General features: G+C 72.4%; 19 protein-coding genes. 8 read left to right on the plus strand and 11 right to left on the minus strand.

Annotated features, from left to right (window positions below):
* Positions 1 to 175: 175 nt before the first annotated feature.
* The 3 genes from ACPPVS_RS17980 to ACPPVS_RS17990 all read right to left on the minus strand — a co-directional run bounded on the left by ACPPVS_RS17980 (position 176) and on the right by ACPPVS_RS17990 (position 2224).
* Positions 176 to 391 carry a hypothetical protein gene (locus ACPPVS_RS17980; RefSeq protein WP_426593603.1) on the minus strand — a complete coding sequence of 72 codons (216 nt, stop codon included), beginning with the start codon at positions 389 to 391 and terminating at the stop codon, positions 176 to 178.
* Positions 392 to 430: 39 nt separating this feature from the next.
* A complete protein-coding gene (locus ACPPVS_RS17985) occupies positions 431 to 1435 on the minus strand; it encodes a trypsin-like peptidase domain-containing protein (protein WP_426593604.1) in 1005 nt (334 codons plus the stop codon).
* Positions 1436 to 1510: 75 nt separating this feature from the next.
* The gene (locus tag ACPPVS_RS17990; protein WP_426593605.1) at positions 1511 to 2224 is read right to left on the minus strand and encodes a helix-turn-helix transcriptional regulator; all 714 of its coding nucleotides are present in this window, start codon (positions 2222 to 2224) and stop codon (positions 1511 to 1513) included.
* Between the two features lie 85 nt (positions 2225 to 2309).
* Here ACPPVS_RS17990 and ACPPVS_RS17995 point away from each other — a divergent pair, with 85 nt between their 5' ends.
* From ACPPVS_RS17995 to ACPPVS_RS18015, 5 genes are all read left to right on the plus strand, one after another.
* A complete protein-coding gene (locus ACPPVS_RS17995; RefSeq protein ID WP_426593606.1) occupies positions 2310 to 3014 on the plus strand; it encodes an alpha/beta fold hydrolase in 705 nt (234 codons plus the stop codon).
* A gap of 85 nt (positions 3015 to 3099) precedes the next feature.
* Positions 3100 to 3924, plus strand: a complete 825-nt coding sequence (locus tag ACPPVS_RS18000) for a DUF4397 domain-containing protein (RefSeq protein ID WP_426593607.1) — start codon at positions 3100 to 3102, stop codon at positions 3922 to 3924.
* A 25-nt stretch (positions 3925 to 3949) separates the two neighbouring features.
* Positions 3950 to 4642, plus strand: a complete 693-nt coding sequence (locus ACPPVS_RS18005; RefSeq protein WP_426593608.1) for a class F sortase — start codon at positions 3950 to 3952, stop codon at positions 4640 to 4642.
* 2 nt (positions 4643 to 4644) lie between these two features.
* Complete coding sequence (locus ACPPVS_RS18010) at positions 4645 to 5238, plus strand: RNA polymerase sigma factor (protein WP_426593609.1); 594 nt, start codon at positions 4645 to 4647, stop codon at positions 5236 to 5238.
* 7 nt (positions 5239 to 5245) lie between these two features.
* A complete protein-coding gene (locus ACPPVS_RS18015) occupies positions 5246 to 5986 on the plus strand; it encodes an anti-sigma factor (protein WP_426593610.1) in 741 nt (246 codons plus the stop codon).
* Positions 5987 to 6048: 62 nt separating this feature from the next.
* Here the strand turns inward: ACPPVS_RS18015 and ACPPVS_RS18020 are convergent, their stop codons facing one another.
* From ACPPVS_RS18020 to ACPPVS_RS18030, 3 genes are all read right to left on the minus strand, one after another.
* A complete protein-coding gene (locus ACPPVS_RS18020) occupies positions 6049 to 6303 on the minus strand; it encodes a DUF6458 family protein (RefSeq protein ID WP_426593611.1) in 255 nt (84 codons plus the stop codon).
* Positions 6304 to 6397: 94 nt separating this feature from the next.
* Positions 6398 to 8452, minus strand: a complete 2055-nt coding sequence (locus tag ACPPVS_RS18025) for a prolyl oligopeptidase family serine peptidase (RefSeq protein WP_426593612.1) — start codon at positions 8450 to 8452, stop codon at positions 6398 to 6400.
* 44 nt (positions 8453 to 8496) lie between these two features.
* The gene (locus tag ACPPVS_RS18030; protein ID WP_426593613.1) at positions 8497 to 10596 is read right to left on the minus strand and encodes a cytochrome c oxidase assembly protein; all 2100 of its coding nucleotides are present in this window, start codon (positions 10594 to 10596) and stop codon (positions 8497 to 8499) included.
* 231 nt (positions 10597 to 10827) lie between these two features.
* Between ACPPVS_RS18030 and ACPPVS_RS18035 the strand changes: the two genes are divergently transcribed.
* The 3 genes from ACPPVS_RS18035 to ACPPVS_RS18045 all read left to right on the plus strand — a co-directional run bounded on the left by ACPPVS_RS18035 (position 10828) and on the right by ACPPVS_RS18045 (position 13825).
* A complete protein-coding gene (locus ACPPVS_RS18035; RefSeq protein WP_426593614.1) occupies positions 10828 to 12624 on the plus strand; it encodes an MDR family MFS transporter in 1797 nt (598 codons plus the stop codon).
* Positions 12625 to 12892: 268 nt separating this feature from the next.
* Positions 12893 to 13387 (plus strand): ubiquinol-cytochrome c reductase iron-sulfur subunit, encoded by a 495-nt coding sequence (locus ACPPVS_RS18040; RefSeq protein ID WP_426593615.1) that lies wholly within the window; start codon positions 12893 to 12895, stop codon positions 13385 to 13387.
* Between the two features lie 3 nt (positions 13388 to 13390).
* Positions 13391 to 13825, plus strand: a complete 435-nt coding sequence (locus tag ACPPVS_RS18045; protein WP_426593616.1) for a hypothetical protein — start codon at positions 13391 to 13393, stop codon at positions 13823 to 13825.
* Positions 13826 to 13832: 7 nt separating this feature from the next.
* Here the strand turns inward: ACPPVS_RS18045 and ACPPVS_RS18050 are convergent, their stop codons facing one another.
* The 5 genes from ACPPVS_RS18050 to hisC form a co-directional block, all read right to left on the minus strand.
* Positions 13833 to 14501: a hypothetical protein gene (locus tag ACPPVS_RS18050; protein WP_426593618.1), complete on the minus strand. Its 669-nt coding sequence runs from the start codon at positions 14499 to 14501 to the stop codon at positions 13833 to 13835.
* A gap of 52 nt (positions 14502 to 14553) precedes the next feature.
* The gene (locus ACPPVS_RS18055) at positions 14554 to 16056 is read right to left on the minus strand and encodes a dihydrolipoamide acetyltransferase family protein (RefSeq protein WP_426593620.1); all 1503 of its coding nucleotides are present in this window, start codon (positions 16054 to 16056) and stop codon (positions 14554 to 14556) included.
* A gap of 25 nt (positions 16057 to 16081) precedes the next feature.
* The gene (locus ACPPVS_RS18060; protein WP_426593621.1) at positions 16082 to 17119 is read right to left on the minus strand and encodes an alpha-ketoacid dehydrogenase subunit beta; all 1038 of its coding nucleotides are present in this window, start codon (positions 17117 to 17119) and stop codon (positions 16082 to 16084) included.
* On the minus strand, positions 17116 to 18261 hold the full coding sequence (gene pdhA, locus ACPPVS_RS18065) for a pyruvate dehydrogenase (acetyl-transferring) E1 component subunit alpha (RefSeq protein WP_426593622.1): 1146 nt from the start codon (positions 18259 to 18261) through the stop codon (positions 17116 to 17118). Before pdhA ends, ACPPVS_RS18060 begins: the two co-directional genes overlap by 4 nt.
* A 158-nt stretch (positions 18262 to 18419) precedes the next feature.
* A complete protein-coding gene (gene hisC / locus ACPPVS_RS18070; protein ID WP_426593623.1) occupies positions 18420 to 19487 on the minus strand; it encodes a histidinol-phosphate transaminase in 1068 nt (355 codons plus the stop codon).
* Positions 19488 to 19582: the final 95 nt, after the last annotated feature.

A 19582-nucleotide genomic window follows, 5' to 3' on the forward strand; every position in this document is an offset into this window, starting at 1 on the left:
CATGAGATCACCCGTCCTGACGCAACAATTCGCCCGAACCGCGCGGCGTTCGAGCATTTGTGCACACGTTGCGCCGGGAAAACACACCGTCACGTGCGTGGTCCGACCCCGAATGGCCCAGCGTGATCGACGTCAAGACGTCGGTGACTGCGGCGAATGGTGCGTAACGCGCAGCTCAGACGCCTGCATGCACCGCCCCGACCACCCGGACGTGAACATCGACGCCATCGATCATCGCGGGCAGGTCGTGGCGGCCGTCCCGCGAGACGTTCACGCGGATCTCGTAACCGGCACCGGTCCGCGCGATACCGATCCCGCGCACGTCGGTGCGGCCCTGCAGGGTCGTCCGCAGCTGCTCCTTCGCAGCCCGTGCCTGCTCGATGCTCGCCATCGCGCGCCACCTCCCGTGTGCCGCGGGGCCGCGCGGGCCCTAGAGCAGGGTGGCTCCGAACGCGGCGAGCACGGCATCGATCGGGTTGACGTAGGTCAGCCCGGACCCATTGTCCCCCCCGGACTCCGAGCCTGCAAAGAGCAGCCCGATCGCCACGCCGTCCTCCCGGTACACCAGCGACCCGGAGTCCCCGCCGCGGGAGAAGGGCCCCGTGCCCGTGGACTCGACCTCGATCTGGTTGTCGAAGGTCAGCTCGCCCAGCTCCTCGCCATAGCCGACGACCACGTCGTCCAGCTCGATCGCGGTCACGCGGCCGTGCGTCATCGCGGTGGTCCGGCCGATCTTGCCCACGGACTCGCCACCCAGCACCACGGCCGTCGTCGTGATCCGACCGACCGGGTACTGCAGGTCGGGCTGCGCGAGCTCGCCCTCCAGGCGCGCGATCGCGCAGTCGACGACGCCACGACCGTCGGGCTCGAGCTCGACCCGGCGCGCCAGCGTGGCGACACCGTCCTCCGGGGCCGAGCCGCCGTCCGCGCGTCCCGGCTGGAGCACGACGTCACCGACCTCGGCCGCCGGCGTTCCCGAGAGCACGTGGTAGTTGGACAGCACGTGGACCTCGCCGTCGACGCGGACGAACGCCCCGAGCGTCCCGGCGCTGACGTCGACGTGCCCGATGGAGACCCCCGGCCGTAGGGGCCGTACTCGTCCCGTCTCACCGAGCGACTGCGCCCGGATCACCGGCGGGCGCGGACGGACCGTGGTGTCGTCGAGCCCGCGGATCCGGCCCGTGCGGCGGACGTCCGCGTCGTCGGGACCGATCTTGTCCACCACCTTGCGCGCCACGCTGCGCACCGAGGACAGGCCCAGCCGGTAGCGCACAGCCAGCTGGTAGGACCCGTCCTGCTGGCGTGCCAGCCCGAGCGCGAGCACCGGCGCCGAGCTGCCGCCCGACACGTCCGCCGGTCGCACCACCCGCTCCGACAGCTGCCGTGCGTAGTCCGCCAGCTGCGCCTTGACCTCACGTGCCTCGTGCTCGTCCACCGCGGGTCCCCCTTCGAAAGGCCCGGTCTGTCCGGGCGGGAGCCAGTCTGCCGGTGACCACCCACACGCGTCGCGTCAGGCGTCCGACGGGCGCGCCGACACCGGGCGGGCGCCGGACGGGGGCTCGCCGACGGACGCGACGGGGCGGGGGTCGTAGCGTTCCGGCGTCAGGTCGGCGCGCAGCACCCGGTCCAGGCGGAACCAGCGCAGGTCGTCGCGAAGCCGGCACCAGGCGACGAGGTACCAGAGACCCCCGGTGCGCGCGAGCAGGATCGGCTCGACCCGACGGCGGCTGACGGTGCCGTCGGACGAGCCGTACTCGATGGCGACCACCAGCGACCGGTCCAGCGACTGCTCCACCGCGCGCAGGACCGTCGCGGGTGGGCCCTGCGCCGGCTCGGACCGGGACCACACGCGTGCGGCCAGCGCGTCGGCGCGGGCCCGGGCCTCGACCGGCAGCGCATCGAGCACCTTGGCGCGCGCGGCGTCCGCGTCCGAGCCGAACGGGCTGCCCGGCGGTAGCGCGCGGACCGCGAGCGCGAGTGCGACCGCCTGAGCCGGCGTGAAGTTCACCGGCGGGAGCCCGACCGACGCCGCCAGCACGTACCCACCGCCGAGGCCGGCCTGGGCCGCGACCGGCAGGCCCGCTTGCTGGAGCGCCGACACATCACGCTTCACGGTCCGCGCCGAGACCTCGAACAGCCGCGCCAGCCGCGCGCTCGTCGTGCCCGCTGGCCCGACGCGGCGCAGCTCTTCGGCGAGCGCGTACAGACGATCCGTCCGGTTCATGGCTCCATCATGGTGACACAAAGGTGACACGGGGGTGTCACTTCGGGCGGTGCGCCGGTGGGACCAGCGAGGCAGGCTGGGTCACATGACACAGACAGCAGTGATCCTGGTACCGGGTGCGTGGCTCGGCGCGTGGGCGTGGGATCGCGTCGTCGGGACCCTCCGCGACGAGGGCCTCGACGCCTATCCCCTGACGCTGCCCGGGCTCGACCCGGACGCCACCGACCGCGGCTCGATCACGCTCGACGACCACGCGCAGGTCGTCGTCGACCTCGTCGACACCCTGCCTGGGGACGTCGTGCTCGTCGGGCACAGCGCGGGCGGCTCCGTGCTCAGCGAGGTGGTCGACCAGCGCCCCGACCGCATCCGCCGCGCGATCTACGTGGACAGCGGTCCGCAGGAGGACGGCGCCGTGCCCAACCCGCAGATCGGCCCGGACCAGGCCGAGGAGCCGCTGCCGCCGTGGGAGGCCCTGGGCGAGCAGAGCCTGCAGGGGCTGTCCGACGAGGACCTCGCCGAGTTCGCGCGTCGGGCGGTCCCGCATCCCGGGGCGGTGCGGCGGGGCCCGGTGCGGCTGGCCAACCCCGCCCGGCACACGGTGCCCGTGACCGCCATCTGCACCAGCCTGTCCTCGGAGGAGCTCAAGCCGATGGCGCACGGAGGCCCGCCGTTCTTCACGGAGCTGGCCGAGTTCGACGTCACGTACGTCGACCTGCCGACGGGCCACTGGCCGATGTGGTCGCGTCCGGACGACCTGGCGGCGGCGATCGTCGAGGCGATCAGGGGCTGAGTGGTGCATCCGCCGGAGCGGGTCGTCGGGAAGAGGCACTGTCAGCCCACAGGTACACCTGAGGGCCCTTCCCGAAGGACGCACCATGCGCGCTCGACTCCTGGCCGGCATCGCTGCCGGCGCCCTCGGCCTCGCCGCCTTGACCGCCCTGCCCGCCGCGGCCGCGAGCACTGCCCAGCTGTCCGTGTTCCACGCGGTGCCCGGCACGACCGTGGACGTGTACGTCAACAACAAGCTCACGCTGGACAACTTCACGCCCGGTTCCATGGCCGGACCGCTGGACCTCGCAGCCGGGACCTACGCGATCGCGGTGACGGCCTCGGACGCCGCGGACGCCAGCGCGCCGATCATCGGGCCGGCCAACGTGACCCTCGAGGCCGGCAAGAACTACACGGCGGTCGCGCACCTCGACGCCAGCGGGAAGCCTGCGCTGACCGCGTTCGTCAACGACACCTCGACCACCGCCGCGGGCCAGGGGCGCCTCACTGTCCGGCACGTCGCGGCGGCTCCTGCGGTCGACGTGGTGGTCGGGGGATCAGCCGTCGTCAGCGGCCTGACCAACCCGAACGAGAAGGTCCTGAACCTTCCGGCGGGCACCATCTCCGCGTCCGTCACCGCGGCGGGCACGACGACCCCCGCGCTCCTCGGGCCGGCCGACATCGCCGTCAAGGAGGGCACCAACACGATCGTCTACGCCTGGGGCAGCGCCACATCCGCGCCGCCCACGCTCGCCCTGGCCACACAGACGATCGACGGACTGCAGGCCAACCCGTCCGGGGTGAACGCCGGTGAGCTCGGGCTCGCCGCGGACCCCTCCACGCCGGTCTGGCCCTACGCGCTCGGTGCTCTCGCACTGCTCGGCGTCGTCGGGCTGGCGCTGGCTCGCAACCGTCGTACCCGCGCGGTCTGAGCCGCCAGTGATCCGAGAGCCGGTCATGCCGTGGTCCGGGAAGGTCGACGCGGGACGCGTCGCGCCGACCCGGGCCGTGGCGCGTCGTCTCGTGGTGGCCCTCGCGACCGCCGCGGTGCTCGCCGCGTGCTCGAGCGGCCCGGGCCCGGTGGTCGCGGCGCAGCCCTCCGCCACGGCGACCCCGCGACCGTCGCCGGCGACCGCCGTCCCCGTCGTCCCCGACGTCCCGATCTACGACGCCACGCTCGGACCGGTCGCGCCACCATCGCCACGACCGGTCCGGCTCGACGTCCCGGACGTCGCGATCGGCATGCCGGTGGATCCGGTCGGGGTCCTGGACGACGGCGAGATGGCGATCCCCGAGGACGCGAACCGGGCCGGCTGGTACGAGTTCGGCCCGACGCCGTCCGACCCGACGGGCTCGACGGTCGTCGCCGGGCACGTGGACAGCCGGCAGACAGGTATCGGGCAGTTCGCCAAGCTGCGCAAGCTCGGCGTCGGCGCATCGATCACCGTGACCACCGAGGACGGGGTCAAGCACGTCTATGCGGTGACCTCCGTGGAGAAGATCGCGAAGGCCGGCGCGCCCGTGAGCCAGTGGTTCGACCGCTCGGGCGCGCCGCGACTCGTGCTGGTCACGTGCGGAGGGGCATGGAACCGCGCCATCGGGCACTATTCAGACAACGTCGTGGTCACCGCCGAGCCGATCGGTGGGTAGCGATGACTCTGCTGAACGGGGTGTCGGTGAACGGCGTGCACCGCGTGGATCCTGACGGGGAAGGTGTCGACGAGCTCGGTCGCGCCTTCGTCGCCGGCGACGAGGACGCCATCGCCGAGGCCTACCGCCGGTGGTCGACGCTCGTGCACACCGTCGCGTTCCGCTCGCTGGGCAGCGTGGCGGACGCCGAGGAGGTCACCCAGCAGGTATTCGTCGAGGCCTGGCGCAGCCGGCACCGGTTCGATCCCGACCGCGCCCGTCTGCCCGCCTGGCTGCTCGGCATCACCCGGCACTGCATCGCCGACGCGCACGAACGGCGGTCTCGCGATCGTCGCCTGCGCGATGCGACGATCACCGACGAGGCCCTCGTGACCGCCGCCGACGACCGGGTGGTGGAGCGTGTCGTCGTCGCCGACGAGCTGGACCGGCTCGGCGACCCGCAACGCACCATCCTGCGGCTAGCGTTCTACGAGGATCTCACCCACGACCAGATCGCCCACCGGCTCGACCTGCCGCTCGGCACGGTGAAGAGTCACGTCCGGCGGAGCCTGGCCCGGCTGCGGACGCGATGGGAGGTGGACGGTGCCGTTCGATGAGTCGCACGTGGACGACGAGACCCTCGCCCTGATCGCCCTCGGTGAGCCGGCCGGTAGCGCCGGGGCCACCGCCGCCGACCGCGCGCACGCCGAGCGGTGTGCGCGGTGCTCGGGCGAGGTGGCCGCCCTGCGGGAGGTCGTGGCGCTCGGTCGCGAGGCCGAGCCGATGCTCGCGCCCGCGCCGCGCGTCTGGGAGCGGATCTCCGCGGAGCTGGCTCTCGGTGCCGCACCGACCCGCGCCGAAGCCGCGCCCCCAGGCCGCGCTGAGGCTCGCGGCGATGCGGAGCCGGTCGTCGACCTTGCCGGCCGTCGTCGTCCTCGTCAGTGGCGGTGGACGGCGGCTGCGGCTGCGGTCGGCGTCCTGCTGGGCGGGAGCGCCGTCTGGTGGCAGGCGAACCGCCACCAACCGCACGACGTCGTCGCGACCGCCACGCTCCAGCCCCTGCCCGGGTGGAACGACTCCGGCTCGGCGTTCGTCGAGACGTCCCGCGACGGCGCTCGCACGCTGGTGGTCGACCTGTCGCACAGCGAGTCGTCGGCCGGTGGCTTCCGCGAGGTCTGGCTGCTCAAGCCGGACGTCAGCGGCCTGGTGAGCGTCGGCACGCTGGACGGGTCCACCGGGCGGTTCGACCTGCCGCCCGGCCTCGACCTGTCGACCTATTCGGTGGTCGACGTGTCCGAGGAGCCGTTCGACGGCAACCCCGCCCACTCGGGGAACTCGATCGTCCGCGGGGCGCTGAAGGCCTGAAGGCCGCCTCCCGACGGCGGGGGCGGCCTTCGCGTCCGAGCAGACGGCCTCTTCGCGTCCGATCAGACGGCCGGCGGAGCAGGTGGTGCCGGCGGTGCCGGGGGCGCCTGCGGCGTCGTGCGCTGCTCGACCACCTCGCGGTGCGTCGTGTTGTTGCGCTGCGCGTTCATCGCGACAGCCAGGATGAGCGCCAACGCTCCGGCGCCCATGCAGATGTAGCCGATCACGGTCAGGTTCACGCCGTCGATCCGGTCGCTGATCCCGAACGACATGATCGCGCCGATGACGATGAGGGCGATGCCGCCTCCGATACCCATGTCGGTCCTTCCGTCGTGGCGGGCAGCTGTTCGCCCGTCCCTGACCGGCGAGTCTTGCGCCGACACGCCGTGTCCGCATCTCGAGCGGCGGCCTTCACCCCAACGTGTCGGGGTACAGCGCCTCCACGCCGAGCACGTGCTGCGCCAGGAACGCCTCGACCACCTGGTACCAGACGATCGCGTGCTGCGGGCTCAGCACCCAGTGGCCCTCGTCGGGGAAGTACAGGAACCGGTGCGGGCTCCGACCCTCGTCGTCGGCGGGCAGCCCGCTCCTCGACAGGAGCTCGTACCAGAGCCGCAGACCCTCACCGATGGGCACCCGGTAGTCCCGGTCGCCGTGCACCACGAGCATCGGCGTGACGATCGCCTCGACGTGCAGGTGCGGCGAGTGGTCGACCTCCATCTGCTCCGTCATCTCGCGAGCCCAGTAGTAGGCGACGTCCGTCGTCGGACCGAACTGGTCCAGCGCCCACAGGCTCGCGTGCGTGACGATCGCGTCGAACCGGTCCGTGTGGCCCGCCACCCAGTTGGCCATGTAGCCGCCGAACGAGCCGCCCATCGCTGCCGTCCGGGTCTCGTCGATGTCGGCCCGCTGCTCCGCGGCGTCCGTGATCGCCATCAGGTCCGTGTACGGCGCCGCACCCCAGGCGCCCCACCCGTCCTGGACGAACTCCTGGCCGTAGCCGGTCGACAGGGCGGGGTCCGGCATCAGCACGGCGTAGCCTCGCGCGACGAGGATCCACGGGTTCCACCGCCACGACCACGCGTTCCACGAGCCGAGCGGGCCGCCGTGGATCCAGAGCACGAGCGGGGCCGCGTCGGTGCCCTTCGGCTTGGCCAGCCAGCCGCGGACGCGGCGGCCGTCGGTCACCGACTCGACCTCGTCGAGCGTGCCGGGCAGTTCGAGCGCCGCCACCGGGCTCGGCAGGGGCGTGCTGGCGACGGGCGTCGTGCGCGAGAGGTCGATCCGCACCGGGTGCGAGGGCGCCTCGTACGACGTCTTGAGGGCATACGCGGTCCGGCCGTCGGGACTCACGCTCACGTCCGTGAAGGCGGCGTCGTCGCTGGTCACGCGCGTGACCTCGCCGCCGGCCAGGTCGATCCGGAAGATCGGCGCGCGTCCGTCGTCGTCGGCGACCACCAGCACGGCGTCGGAGTCGGGCAGCCACACGGGGCCGTGCGGCCAGCGGTCCCACCCGTCCGCCAGGATCCGCGGCTCGCCGCCCTGCAGCGGGACGACCGCGAGGCGGGTCACCGGGGCCCGGTGCGGCGTGGACTTCTGCTCGCGGACGTACGCGACCCACCGGCCGTCGGGCGAGACCACCGGACCCCACAGGTCGGCGTCGGGATCGTCGACGACGACCCTGCGCTCGCCGGTCGCGACATCGACCGCCACCAGCCGGCTGCGGCTCGCCCCGCGCCCCTCGGCCTCGAGCCACCCGCTGACCACCGTCGTCCCGTCCGGGCTGATCGACGACCCCTGGTCCATCAGGTGCCGCCGCGCGTCGGGCGTGGCATCCGTCAGGGTCAGCCGAGGGTCTGCCGCGCCCGCGAGCGGGTGCGTGACGTGCGCGCTCAGGGTCGCCGTGAACAGGTGCGGGCTGTCCGGTCCGAGGTCGTGGTCCCAGTACCGCACCGGGAAGCCGTCGTGCAGGATCGCCGCGACCTTCTTCTCCTTGCGCGCCTTGCGCAGCTTGTCGTCCGCCTCGTGGTCGCTCGCCGACGGCAGCACGTCCGAGCCCAGCAGGACCACCGGCGCGGCGCGCGCGACGTCCACGCTCCCGATCCCGGCGGCCCGGTCCGCGACCACCCGGGCCTCGGCGCCGTCGCGGGGCAGCAGCCAGAGCGCGGGCACCGGGTCGTCGTCTCCGTCGGTCCTGTCGGGGTCGGGCCGCGCGCTGGTGAACAGCAGGTCGCCGTCCGCCGTGAACGCGGCGCTCGCCTCACCCTTGGCGCTCCGGGTGAGCCGTCTCGCCGGGTTCGTCCCGGTCGGGTCCACCTCCCAGAGCGCGGTCACGAACTTGGTCTTCTTGGCGTCCAACGTCGCGACGCTGGTCACCAGCCGCGTGCCGTCCGCGCTGAGCACCAGGCCGCTGAGCCGCGGGATCGCCACATAGTCGTCAAGGTCGTGGAAAGACGTCTCACCCATGCCCATGTCCTACCACGCACCCTCAGCCCCCCGCCCACGCGGGGTCAGGGACTCGGCGGCTGGGCGGCGTCTCGGGCGGCCAGGTCGGCCAGCATCGCGTTGTACTCGTCCATCTCGACGTCGCCGTCGCGGTCGACCAGGCGGTCCCGACGACGGGCGGCGCGCTCGTCGTCGCGCGACCACTGCACGGCGACCACGATGGCGAGCACGAGGGTGGGCAGCTCGCCGATGCCCCAGGCGAACGCCCCGCCGGCCTGCTGGTCCGCGATGGCGGACGCGCCCCAGGGCCGGCCCATCAGCCCGAACCAGTCGGCCACGAACAGCGACTCGCTGGTGACCAGCGTGACCCCGAAGAACGCGTGGAACACCATGGTCCCGAACAGCAGGAGGATGCGCTGCGGGTAGCCCCAGCGGCGCGGGCCCGGGTCGATACCGATCAGCGCGTTGACGAACAGGTACCCGACCAGGCTGAAGTGCACGACCATCGCGAGGTGCCCGACGCCGGTGCGCAGGCTCCACTCGAACAGACCCGAGTAGTAGAAGAGCACCATCGACCCGATGAAGTTCATCGCCGCGACCAGCGGGTTCGCCAGGAACACGCCCACGTGGCTGTGCACCAGCACGAGGATCCACTCGCGCGGACCGCGGGACGTGTCCGAGCGCAGCAGGGACGAGCGCACGGGCAGGGCGCGCACCGCGAGCGTGACGGGTGCGGAGAGCACGACGAACAGCGGCACCAGCATCGCGAGCGTCATGTGCTGGATCATGTGGCCGCTGAACAGCACGTGCCCGTAGAGGTTGGGGGCGCCGTTGGTCGCCCAGCCGAACAGCAGCACCCCGACCGTCCAGGACGCCGCCCGGACCAGCGACCAGTGGTCGCCGCGGCGCCGCAGCCGCACCACCCAGCGCCAGTAGACGACGAGCGCGGCGACGGTCGCGAACGCGAGGACGAGGTCCCAGCGCCACTCGGTGATCCAGCGGATCGGGGTCGGCGGGGGCGGCAACGGGTGGCCGGTGATCTGGTAGGCGGGGGACGGGTCGACGGGCGGGTCCTGCGACACGGGCGGCGCGGTCGCACCCAGGGCCACGGCGACACCCGACACCGCCCCCATGACGAACAGCTCGACCAGCACGAGCCGCCAGAACAGCACCCCGCCGAATCGTCGCGGAGCCCCGGACGGACCGCCCGCCAGCTTGGGCAGCACGCGCCGGCGGTGGGCCAGACCGAGCAGGCCGAGCACCCCGAACAGGGCCACCTTCGTGAGCAGCAGCACGCCGTACGTCGTCGTGAGGTCCGACCATCCCCCGGTGCGCAGCAGGCCGTTGACCAGGCCGGACACCCCGACCGCGGCGTAGCACCAGCCGGCGACGACGGAGTACCGGGCGACCGCGGACGACAGGTCGGTGCCGATCCGCGTGACGAGGAGGGCGAGCGCGGCGAGCGCGCCGATCCAGATGGCGGCGCCCACGAGGTGCACCACCATCGACGACGTCGCGATGCTGTGCCCGGAGGCTCCCGACGCGTGCCCCAGCTGCGCCTGCTGGTAGAGCGCGACGAGCACCAGGGCACTGGTCCAGGCCGCGCCGGTCGGTGTCGCGACGACGAGCGAGAGGGCAGTGACGACGGCCGCGACGGTGGTGATCAGCAGGAGCGTCCGGCCGAGCTCGATCTGCGTGACGAACACCCCGAGCTGTTGCCCGAACCCGCTGGACGACACGGGCTGCCCCGCGACGTCGGCGTAGGTCAGGACCAGGTGGACGATGGACAGCACGGTCCACACACCCGCGGCGACGCCCGCGACGAGCAGGCTGCGTGGATAGGCGGACCCGTCGGCGGTGCCGATGCCGGCCCGGGCGTTGCGGACCGGGCGTCCGCCGGTGGTGACGCGGGGCATGATCCCGACCGCGAGGAACAGTGCGCCGATCGTCACCGACCCCGCGAGCTCGGACAGGGTCGACGACGCGGGCAGCCCCCACCGGACCGCCGCCCCGGGATCGCGCAGCAGGGTGGGCAGCGCCGCGCCGGAGAACCAGATGCCGAGCAGCGCGCACGCGACCGCGGCGAGCGGGAGCACGACGACGCGCCACGGACCCAGGGGTCTGCTGGCGCCGGTCTGCCCGGCGCTCGTCGCCGGCGCACTCACCCGGACAGCCTAGGTCGCCGCGGTCGGTCGAGCGGACGACGTCGCATGATCAGCGTCGCGGTGATCGCAGCCGTTTCACCCGGCCTCGTCGCCGGGTGACCGGGAACACATTCCCGTCCGCTCGTTGTTGTTGCTTGGGTGGTGGATGGTTGTCCTGCGCAACCAATACCGGCTGTCGTACACCTCCCGTAGCGTCGTCCACGGCGTATCCGACCGTCTCGAGAAGGCCCGATGTCCCAGCAGAGCACCGAAGCACCGCCCGCCTCAGCGTTCCGGGCACCCACCCACCGCGAGATCCTCACGATCCTCGGCGGCCTCATGCTCGGCATGTTCATGGCCGCGCTGGACCAGACGATCGTCGCCACGTCGATCAGGACCATCGGCGACGACCTCAACGGGCTCTCGCTGCAGGCGTGGGTCACCACCGCGTACCTGCTGACGGCGACGATCTCCACGCCTCTGTACGGCAAGCTCTCCGACATCTACGGCCGCAAGCCGCTCTACATGATCGCGATCTCGCTGTTCGTGGTCGGGTCGCTGCTGTCGGGCACGTCGAACTCGATGTACGAGCTCGCGGGGTACCGCGCACTGCAGGGCCTCGGCGCCGGCGGCCTGATGGCGCTGGCGATCACGATCCTCGGTGACCTCGTCGCGCCCCGTGAGCGCGCCCGGTACCAGGGGTACTTCCTCGCCGTGTTCGGCGTCTCGAGCGTGCTCGGCCCCGTGGTCGGCGGGTTCTTCGCCGGCACCGAGACGATCCTCGGCATCTCGGGCTGGCGCTGGGTGTTCCTGGTCAACGTGCCGATCGGCATCATCGCGCTCATCGTGATCTCGCGCGTGCTGCACCTTCCGGCGCTCAAGAAGATCCAGCACCGCATCGACTGGCCCGGCGCGCTGCTGCTGATCGTGACGCTGGTGCCCATCCTGCTGGTCGCCGAGCAGGGCCGGGAGTGGGGCTGGGACTCCGGGTACGCGATGACGTGCTACGCCATCGGCGTGCTCGGGCTGATCGGGTTCATCGTCGCCGAGCGGTACGCCAAGGGCGACGCGATCCTGCCCCTCTACCTGTTCCGCAACCGGACGTTCTCGATCGGCGCGGGTGCGAACGTCGTGATCGGCCTCGGCATGTTCGGTGGCCTGGCGACGCTGCCGCTCTACCTGCAGATCGTGAAGGGGCAGACGCCCACGCACGCCGGCCTCACGCTCATCCCGTTCACGCTCGGCATCATGGCCGGCTCGATCATCGCCGGTCAGACCACCTCGCGGACGGGTCGCTACAAGGCTCTGCCGGTGTTCGGCACCGTGCTCATGGCGGGCGCGTCAGTGATGTTCTCGCGCCTGCAGACCGACACGTCGCTGAACTTCCTGTTCGCCTGCTCGATCGTGTTCGGGCTCGGCCTCGGTTTCACCATGCAGCCGCTCGTGCTCGCCGTGCAGAACGCGGTGCCCGTGCGGGACATGGGTGTGGCCACCTCGTCGTCGCTGTTCTTCCGGCAGATGGGCGGGACGCTCGGCACGGCCGTGTTCCTGTCGATCCTGTTCTCGACGGTCGGCGACAACATCAAGGCCGCCTTCTCGACGGCGGTCACGACACCCGCGTTCCAGCAGGCGCTCGCCGATCCGGCCGTCCAGAGCGACCCGGCGAACGCGCCCGTCCTCAACCTGGTCTCCGGCTCCGGCGGCACGCTGCCCTCGCTGAACGACTCGTCGTTCATCAACAACCTCGACCCCCGGCTGGCCAAGCCGTTCCTCGACGGGTTCTCGCAGTCGATCGACACCGTGCTCCTCGTGGCCGCATGCATCATCGCCGTCGGCATCATCCTGACGGCCCTGCTGCCCGAGCTGCCGCTGCGCAACGTGTCCGGCATCCAGGGCCGCATGGACGCGGACGCGGCCGACGCCGCCGCGAAGACACCGTCGGCAGCCGCGGGCGCCACCGCCGTGAGCGGGGTCGCGGCGATCGTCGCGGACCGGGCGGCCGTCGAACGCTCCGACGCAGAGCCCGCACCCAGCTCCACCTCCAGCTGAGCTCAGCCGGACCACGCCTGACCACTCGGCCCTCCGTCGCCCGTCGACGGAGGGCCGAGCTGCGTCCGGGCGGCCCGACGCCTGCCCGCGCCGAACGTGTCGATGCCGGGCCCGCCGGGCGGCCTCACAGGCGCGCGTGTGCACACTGCCGGACGGGTGGATCGACGCTAACGTCCCAGGGAACTGGTGACGCAAGTGGTGAACCTCGACCGCTCACGTCTCGTGACAACTGGTGACGGTCCCGTCGCAGCCGCACACGGAGGTGGAGATGTCCTCGCTCGTGGATTCCCCGGTCAGCACCGATCTGCACCGCGACCCGCACGAGTCCGGCTGTTCCGGCTGTCTGGATCGCCGTCAGGTTCTGATGCGTGCGGGCCTGGTGACCATGGGCGTCGCCGCTGCGGGCGTGCTCGCGGCGTGTGGCGGTGGCTCGTCGTCGAGCAGCGGCAAGTCGACCGCGGCTGCGGACGGCTCGATCGCCAAGGTGTCCGACGTCCCCGTCGGCGGCGCGATCTCGGCGACAGATGCGTCCGGGAACCCGCTCATCCTCACGCAGCCGTCCGCGGGGCAGGTCGTGGCGCTCTCGGCGATCTGCACGCACCAGGGCTGCACGGTCGCCCCCGGCAAGACCCAGCTGATCTGCCCGTGCCACGGATCGGTCTACGCCCTGACGGGCGCCAACGTCTCCGGACCGGCCCCGAAACCACTTCCCGAGGTCGATGTCCATGTCAGCAACGGCGAAGTGTTCGCGGGAAAGGCCTGAATCATGATCTGGCATCGCGGGCAGCAGGCGGCGTCCGACGTTCTGCGTGCCCTCCTCTGTGCGTGCCTGATGCTCTCGGCCGTCGTCCACCTGGACATGTGGGCGGGCGGGATGAGGCTGCTCGACGTGGTCGGGCCGGCCTTCCTGCTCAACGGCGTCGGCGGCATCGTGCTCGGCGTGCTCGTGCTGGTCTGGCGGCACTGGCTGCCGCTGCTGGGGGCGATCGGCTTCGGCGTCGCGACGTTGACCGCATTCATCATCTCGACGACGCCGGGCGGGTTCTTCCAGGTGCACGAGCGCTGGTCGGGCATCCCGGTGTGGCTCGCGGCGATCTCCGAGATCGGTGCGATCGTCCTCGGCATCCTCGCCATCCTGGTCGAGCGCCCGACGCAGACCGCCCAGGACGAGCGGGCCGCCCAGCTCGAGCAGGCGGCGTAGCCGAGCGTCAGCCGTCGCCGAGCAGTCGGCGCTCGTAGGCGGCGACCACCTGCGCGGGGGCCCAGTCCTCGGTGCCGACGGCCTGCGACCGTCCGACGTACGTCCCGCGACCACGTTCGGCGCCCAACCAGCACGCCTCGTCGAGGAACACGGCCCGCGCCTGCGCCATCGACCGCACCGCGAGGAGCGTCCGAGCGACGCCGCCGTCCCGGTAGGAGACGACGAACTCGTCGGCGGCGGCCTCGAACACGATGCACTCGTCGCCGACCGACGCGCTCGCGCCGAGGACCGCGAAGTCGACACCGTCGAGCAGGTCGTTGTCGAGGGCGTCGTCGCGCAGGTCGGCGAGGTCGGGCGAGGCGCCGGGCAGCGCGACCAAGGACCCTCGGGGTGCAGAGCCCGACCCCGGGTGCCCGTCGGCGATCTTGAGCAGGATGCGGAACCGACGGAGGTCGCGGACGGTCAGCGGGACGCGGTTGGTGTCGAGGAACCGGACGCCCGCGTCCGACGACTCCAGGAGCACGAGCCCGTCGACGACCAGGCTGCTGGCCGTGTCGACGCGGTAGCGGTGCGCGGACGCGGTCCGGTCGTCGGGCACGAGGACGTCACCGCGCTCGTAGCCGACCCGGCTCAGCGAGAGGTCGTCGTCGGCCGTCAGGGTGCGCACGACGCTCATGCGCGGAGCCTGCCACACGGCGGGGGCGATGAAGCGCCGGTCCCGCCGGGCGTCAGCCCCAGACCAACCCCTGCGCCGGGTCGTGCAGGACGCGGGCGACGTCGGCCAGCACCCGCGAGCCGAGCTCGCCGTCGACCAGCCGGTGGTCGAAGCTGAGCGCGAGCTGCGTGACGTGACGGATCTTGATCTTGCCCTTGTGCACCCACGGCTGCTCACGGATCGCCCCGAACGCGAGGATGGCGGCCTCGCCGGGGTTGAGGATCGGGGTGCCGGTGTCGATGCCGAACACCCCGACGTTGGTGATCGTGATGGTGCCGTCGGACATGTCGGCGGGCGTGGTCTTGCCCGCGCGCGCCGTGCCGGTCAGCTCCGCGAGCGCGATGGCCAGCTCCTTGAGGCTCAGCCGGTGCGCGTCCTTGATGTTGGGGACGACGAGACCCCGGGGGGTCGCGGCGGCGATCCCGAGGTTGATGTAGTGCTTGTAGACGATCTCCTGCGACCGCTCGTCCCACGAGCCGTTGATCTCCGGGTGCCGACGGACCGCGAGCATCAGCGCCTTGGCGGCGATGAGCAGCGGCGTGACGCGGACGTCCGTGAACTCGCGGTCGCCGCGCAGGCGCTCGACCAGCTTCATCGTCGCGGTGACGTCGATCGTGTGGAACACGGTGACGTGCGGGGCGCTGAACGCGCTGGCGACCATCGCCTCGGCGGTCCGCTTGCGCACCGACTTGACCGGGACGCGCGTCTGCCGTCCGTCGGGCGAGACCGTGCCGCTGGCCAGCCAGGGCGCGTCGTCGCCGGGATAGGTGGCCAGCGTCCGGGCCTCGGCCTGGGCGGCCCGACCGAGCACGTCCTCCCGCGTGACGATGCCGCCGGGGCCGGTCGGTGAGACCGAGTCGAGGTCCACGCCCAGCTCGCGCGCCAGCTTGCGGACCGGGGGCTTGGCCAGCACGTGCGGGCGGTTGCCGCCGCCGTTGAGCGCGCGCTCGCGGCGGCCCGCACCGGCCTCGGCCACGCCGTACCCGACCAGGACGGACTTCCGCTCGGCCGGAGCCGGCTCGCTGTCGTCCGCCGACGCGTCGAGCTCGTCGGGCTCCGCCGACGCGACGGCCGGCGCCACGGACGCGGCCGGCTCACCGGCGCGACCCGCCCGGGCTGCCTCGATCTCGTCGGACCCCCCGGGCTCCACGCCCGCGTGCCGGTTGGGTCGCCCACGGTGGCCGTGCTCGATCGCACCGCCCCCGGCCTCGTCGGAGATCCCGGCCTGCGAGGCAGGGATGGCGGCGCCGTCGTCGGCCGGTGCCCCGGCGGGGTCGGTGTCGACCTCGATGATCGGCGTGCCGACGTCGACGGTCTGCCCGGGCTCGACCAGGATCCGCGTGACGACGCCGGCCCACGGGCTCGGCAGGTCGACCAGCGACTTGGCGGTCTCGATCTCGACGATGGTCTGGTTGACCGCGACCTCGTCGCCGACGGCCACGTGCCAGGCGACGATCTCGGCCTCGGTCAGGCCCTCACCGGCGTCGGGGAGCGGGAACTGCTGATAGGTCGGCACGTCTCGTGTCTCCTCGTCGGAAGCGTCAGAAGGCGAGCGAGCGGTCCACGGCGTCGAGCACGCGGTCCAGCCCGGGCAGGTAGTCGTGCTCGATCTTGGCGACGGGATAGGGCGCGTGGAACCCGCCGACCCGGAGCACGGGTGCCTGCAGGTGGTAGAAGCATTCCTCGGCGATCCGCGCGGCGACCTCAGCGCCTGTGCCATAGAGCACGGGGGCCTCGTGCATGACGACGCAGCGTCCCGTCTTCTTCACGGACGTCGCCACGGTCGTCGTGTCCAGCGGCGACAGCGCGCGCAGGTCGACGACCTCGATGCTCGTGCCCTCGGCGCCCGCGACCTCGGCGGCCTTGAGCGCGGTCTGCACGGTCGGGCCGTAGGCGACCAGCGTCACGTCCGTGCCCTGCCGGAGCACCTTCGCGGTGTCGAGGCCGGGGTGCGGGGCGCCGAGGGCGGCGTCCAGGTCGACGGCGCCCTTCTCCCAGTAGCGGCCCTTCGGCTCGAAGAACAGCACCGGGTCCGGCGACGCGATCGCCTGCTGGATCATGGTGAACGCCTCGGCCGGGCTGGACGGGCTGACCACCCGCAGGCCCGCCGTGTGCGCGAAGAGCGCCTCCGGCGACTCGCTGTGGTGCTCGATCGCGCCGATCCCGCCGCCGTAGGGCACGCGGATCACGACCGGCAGGTTCAGCCGGCCGCGGGAGCGGTAGTGCATCTTGGCCAGCTGCGTGGTGATCTGGTCGAACGCCGGGAAGATGAAGCCGTCGAACTGGATCTCGCAGACCGGCCGGTAGCCGCGCAGCGCCAGGCCGATCGCCGTGCCGACGATGCCCGACTCCGCCAAGGGCGTGTCGACCACCCGGTCGCCGCCGAAGTCCTTCTGCAGGCCGTCCGTCACGCGGAACACCCCGCCGAGCGCCCCGATGTCCTCACCCATGAGGAGCACCTTGGGGCTCGACTCGAGCGAGCGGCGCAGGCCGAGGTTGATCGCCTTGGCCATCGTGAGCGTCTGCACGCCGGTGCTGGGGTTCTTCTGCGCAGGCGCTGTCTGTACGGGCGCGTTCATCGGTGGCTCCCCTCGCCGGAGTGGCTGGCGTCCAGGAACGACGCCTCGTACTGCTCGAACCAGGCCCGCTCGGCCTCGACCACCGAGTGCGGTGCGGAGTAGACGTGCTCGAACATGGAGGCGGCCGACGGGCGCCCCATCCCCCGCACCGTCGTGCGCACCCGCTCGGTCAGCTCGTCGCCCTCGGCCTGCAGGGTGGCGACGAACTCCGCGGACAGCTCACCGCGCTCCTCGAGATGCGTGCGCAGGCGGTCGATCGGGTCGCGCTGACGCCAGAACTCCTCCTCGGCGGCCGAGCGATACCGGCTCGGGTCGTCGGAGGTGGTGTGGGCGCCCATCCGGTAGGTGAACGCCTCGATGAACGTCGGACCCCCGCCGCTGCGGGCGCGCTCGAGCGCCTCCGCGGTCACCGCGTAGCTGGCGAGGACGTCGTTGCCGTCGACCCGCACGCTCGGGATCCCGAACCCCTGGCCGCGGTCGGCCAGCGGGACCCGGGACTGCCGGGTCGTCGGCTCGGAGATCGCCCACTGGTTGTTCTGGCAGAAGAACACCACCGGGGCGTTGTTCACCGCCGCGAACACCAGCGCCTCGTTGACGTCGCCCTGCGAGGTCGACCCGTCGCCGAAGTACACGACGACCGCGGAGTCCCGGTCCGGGTCGCCCGTGCCGACCGCGCCGTCGCGCTGCAGGCCCATCGCGTAGCCGGTCGCGTGCAGCGTGTGCGAGCCGATGACCAGCGTGTAGAGGTGGAACCGGAACTTCTCGGAGTCCCAGCCGCCATGGTCGACCCCGCGGAACAGCCGCAGGACGTCCGCCAGGTCGAGCCCACGCGTGTGCGCGACGCCGTGCTCGCGGTAGCTGGGGAAGACGTGGTCGTGCGGAGCGAGCGCGCGGCCCGAGCCGATCTGCGCCCCTTCCTGTCCGAGGCTCTGCGCGAACAGGGCGAGCTCGCCCTGACGCTGCAGCGACGTCGCCTCGTTGTCGAACCGGCGGACCAGCACCATGTCGCGGTAGAGGCCGCGCAAGGCGTCCGCGTCCAGGTGGGCGACGCGGGCGTCGTAGTCGGGGTGCGCGGTGCGCCGGCCCGCGGGGGTCAGCAGCTGGACGAGTCCGTCCTCGGTCACAGGGCCGTTCGTGGCCACGCGGTTCTCCTTCGCGTGCGGCGGTCTGGGGGCCGCTCGGCTGGGTCGGTGGCGAGCGTCCCGCTCGCAACCTACGACACCGTAGCCTACGGAACCGTAGGTTGTGTCGACAGAGTGTCACCACGCCCCTGTGGCGAGGGGTTGACGGCCATCCTCGGTCAGCGGGCGAGCCAGTCCGCGGTGACCTCGAGGAGCAGCTCGGTGGCCTCAGGCTCGCCCACGCTGACCCGTACCCCGTCACCGGCGAACGGACGGACGAGCACGCCCGACCGGCCGGCACGCTCGGCGAACGCCGACGCCTGGTCACCGAGCGCGAGCCAGACGAAGTTGGCCTCGCTGTCGGGGATCGTCCAGCCCTGCTTGCGCAGACCGGTGAGCATCTGGGTCCGCTCGACGACGATCTGGTCGACACGCGCCATCAGCTCGCGGGTGGCCCGCAACGAGGCGAGCGCAGCGAGCTGCCCGACGTGCGAGACCCCGAACGGCGTGGACGCCATGCGGATCCCGGCGGCCAGGCGCGGCCGGGCGACCGCGTACCCGACGCGCAGTCCCGCCAGGCCGTAGGCCTTGGAGAACGTGCGCAGCAGGACCACGTTGGACCTGTCGGCGAACACGGCGAGCCCGTCGACGGCCAGCGGGTCCCGGACGAACTCGACGTACGCCTCGTCGAGCACGACGAGCACGTCGCCGGGCACCGCTGCCAGGAACGTGGCGAGCTCGTCGGCGCGCACGGCCGGACCGGTCGGGTTGTTGGGCGTGCAGACCAGGACCACCTTGGTCCGAGGAGTGATCGCGGCCGCCATCGCCTGCAGGTCGAGCCGCCCGTCGACGCCGACCGGGACCGGCACGCCGACCGCGCCGGCGAGGGTGATCGCGATGGGGTACGCCTCGAACGAGCGCCACGGCAGGACGACCTCGTCGCCGGGCTCGCAGACGGCGGTGAGGACGTGCCCGAGCACGGCGACCGAGCCGCATCCCGTGACGACGGTCTCGGGTGCCACGCCGAGCGACTCGGCGATCGCGCCCACCAGCTCGGTCGCGTACATGTCGGGGTAACGGTTCACGTCGGCGGCCGCGTCCGAGATCGCCATGAGCACCGACGGCAGCGGTGGGAACGGGTTCTCGTTCGACGACAGCTTGTAGGCCGCGGCACCGACCGGGACGCGCGCCCCGGGAACGTACGCCGGAACGTCGGAGAGGGCCTGGCGGAGAGGGACGCGGCTCACGCGCACAGCATGCCATTCCCCGACGACGTACCAGGGGGTCGGCGCCGAGAGCTCGAATCCGAGACAGCGGCGACCTGCACAGACGCGCCGACCGA

Origin of the sequence: Cellulomonas sp. McL0617, assembly GCF_049994875.1 — a bacterium.
GTDB lineage: Bacteria > Actinomycetota > Actinomycetes > Actinomycetales > Cellulomonadaceae > Cellulomonas.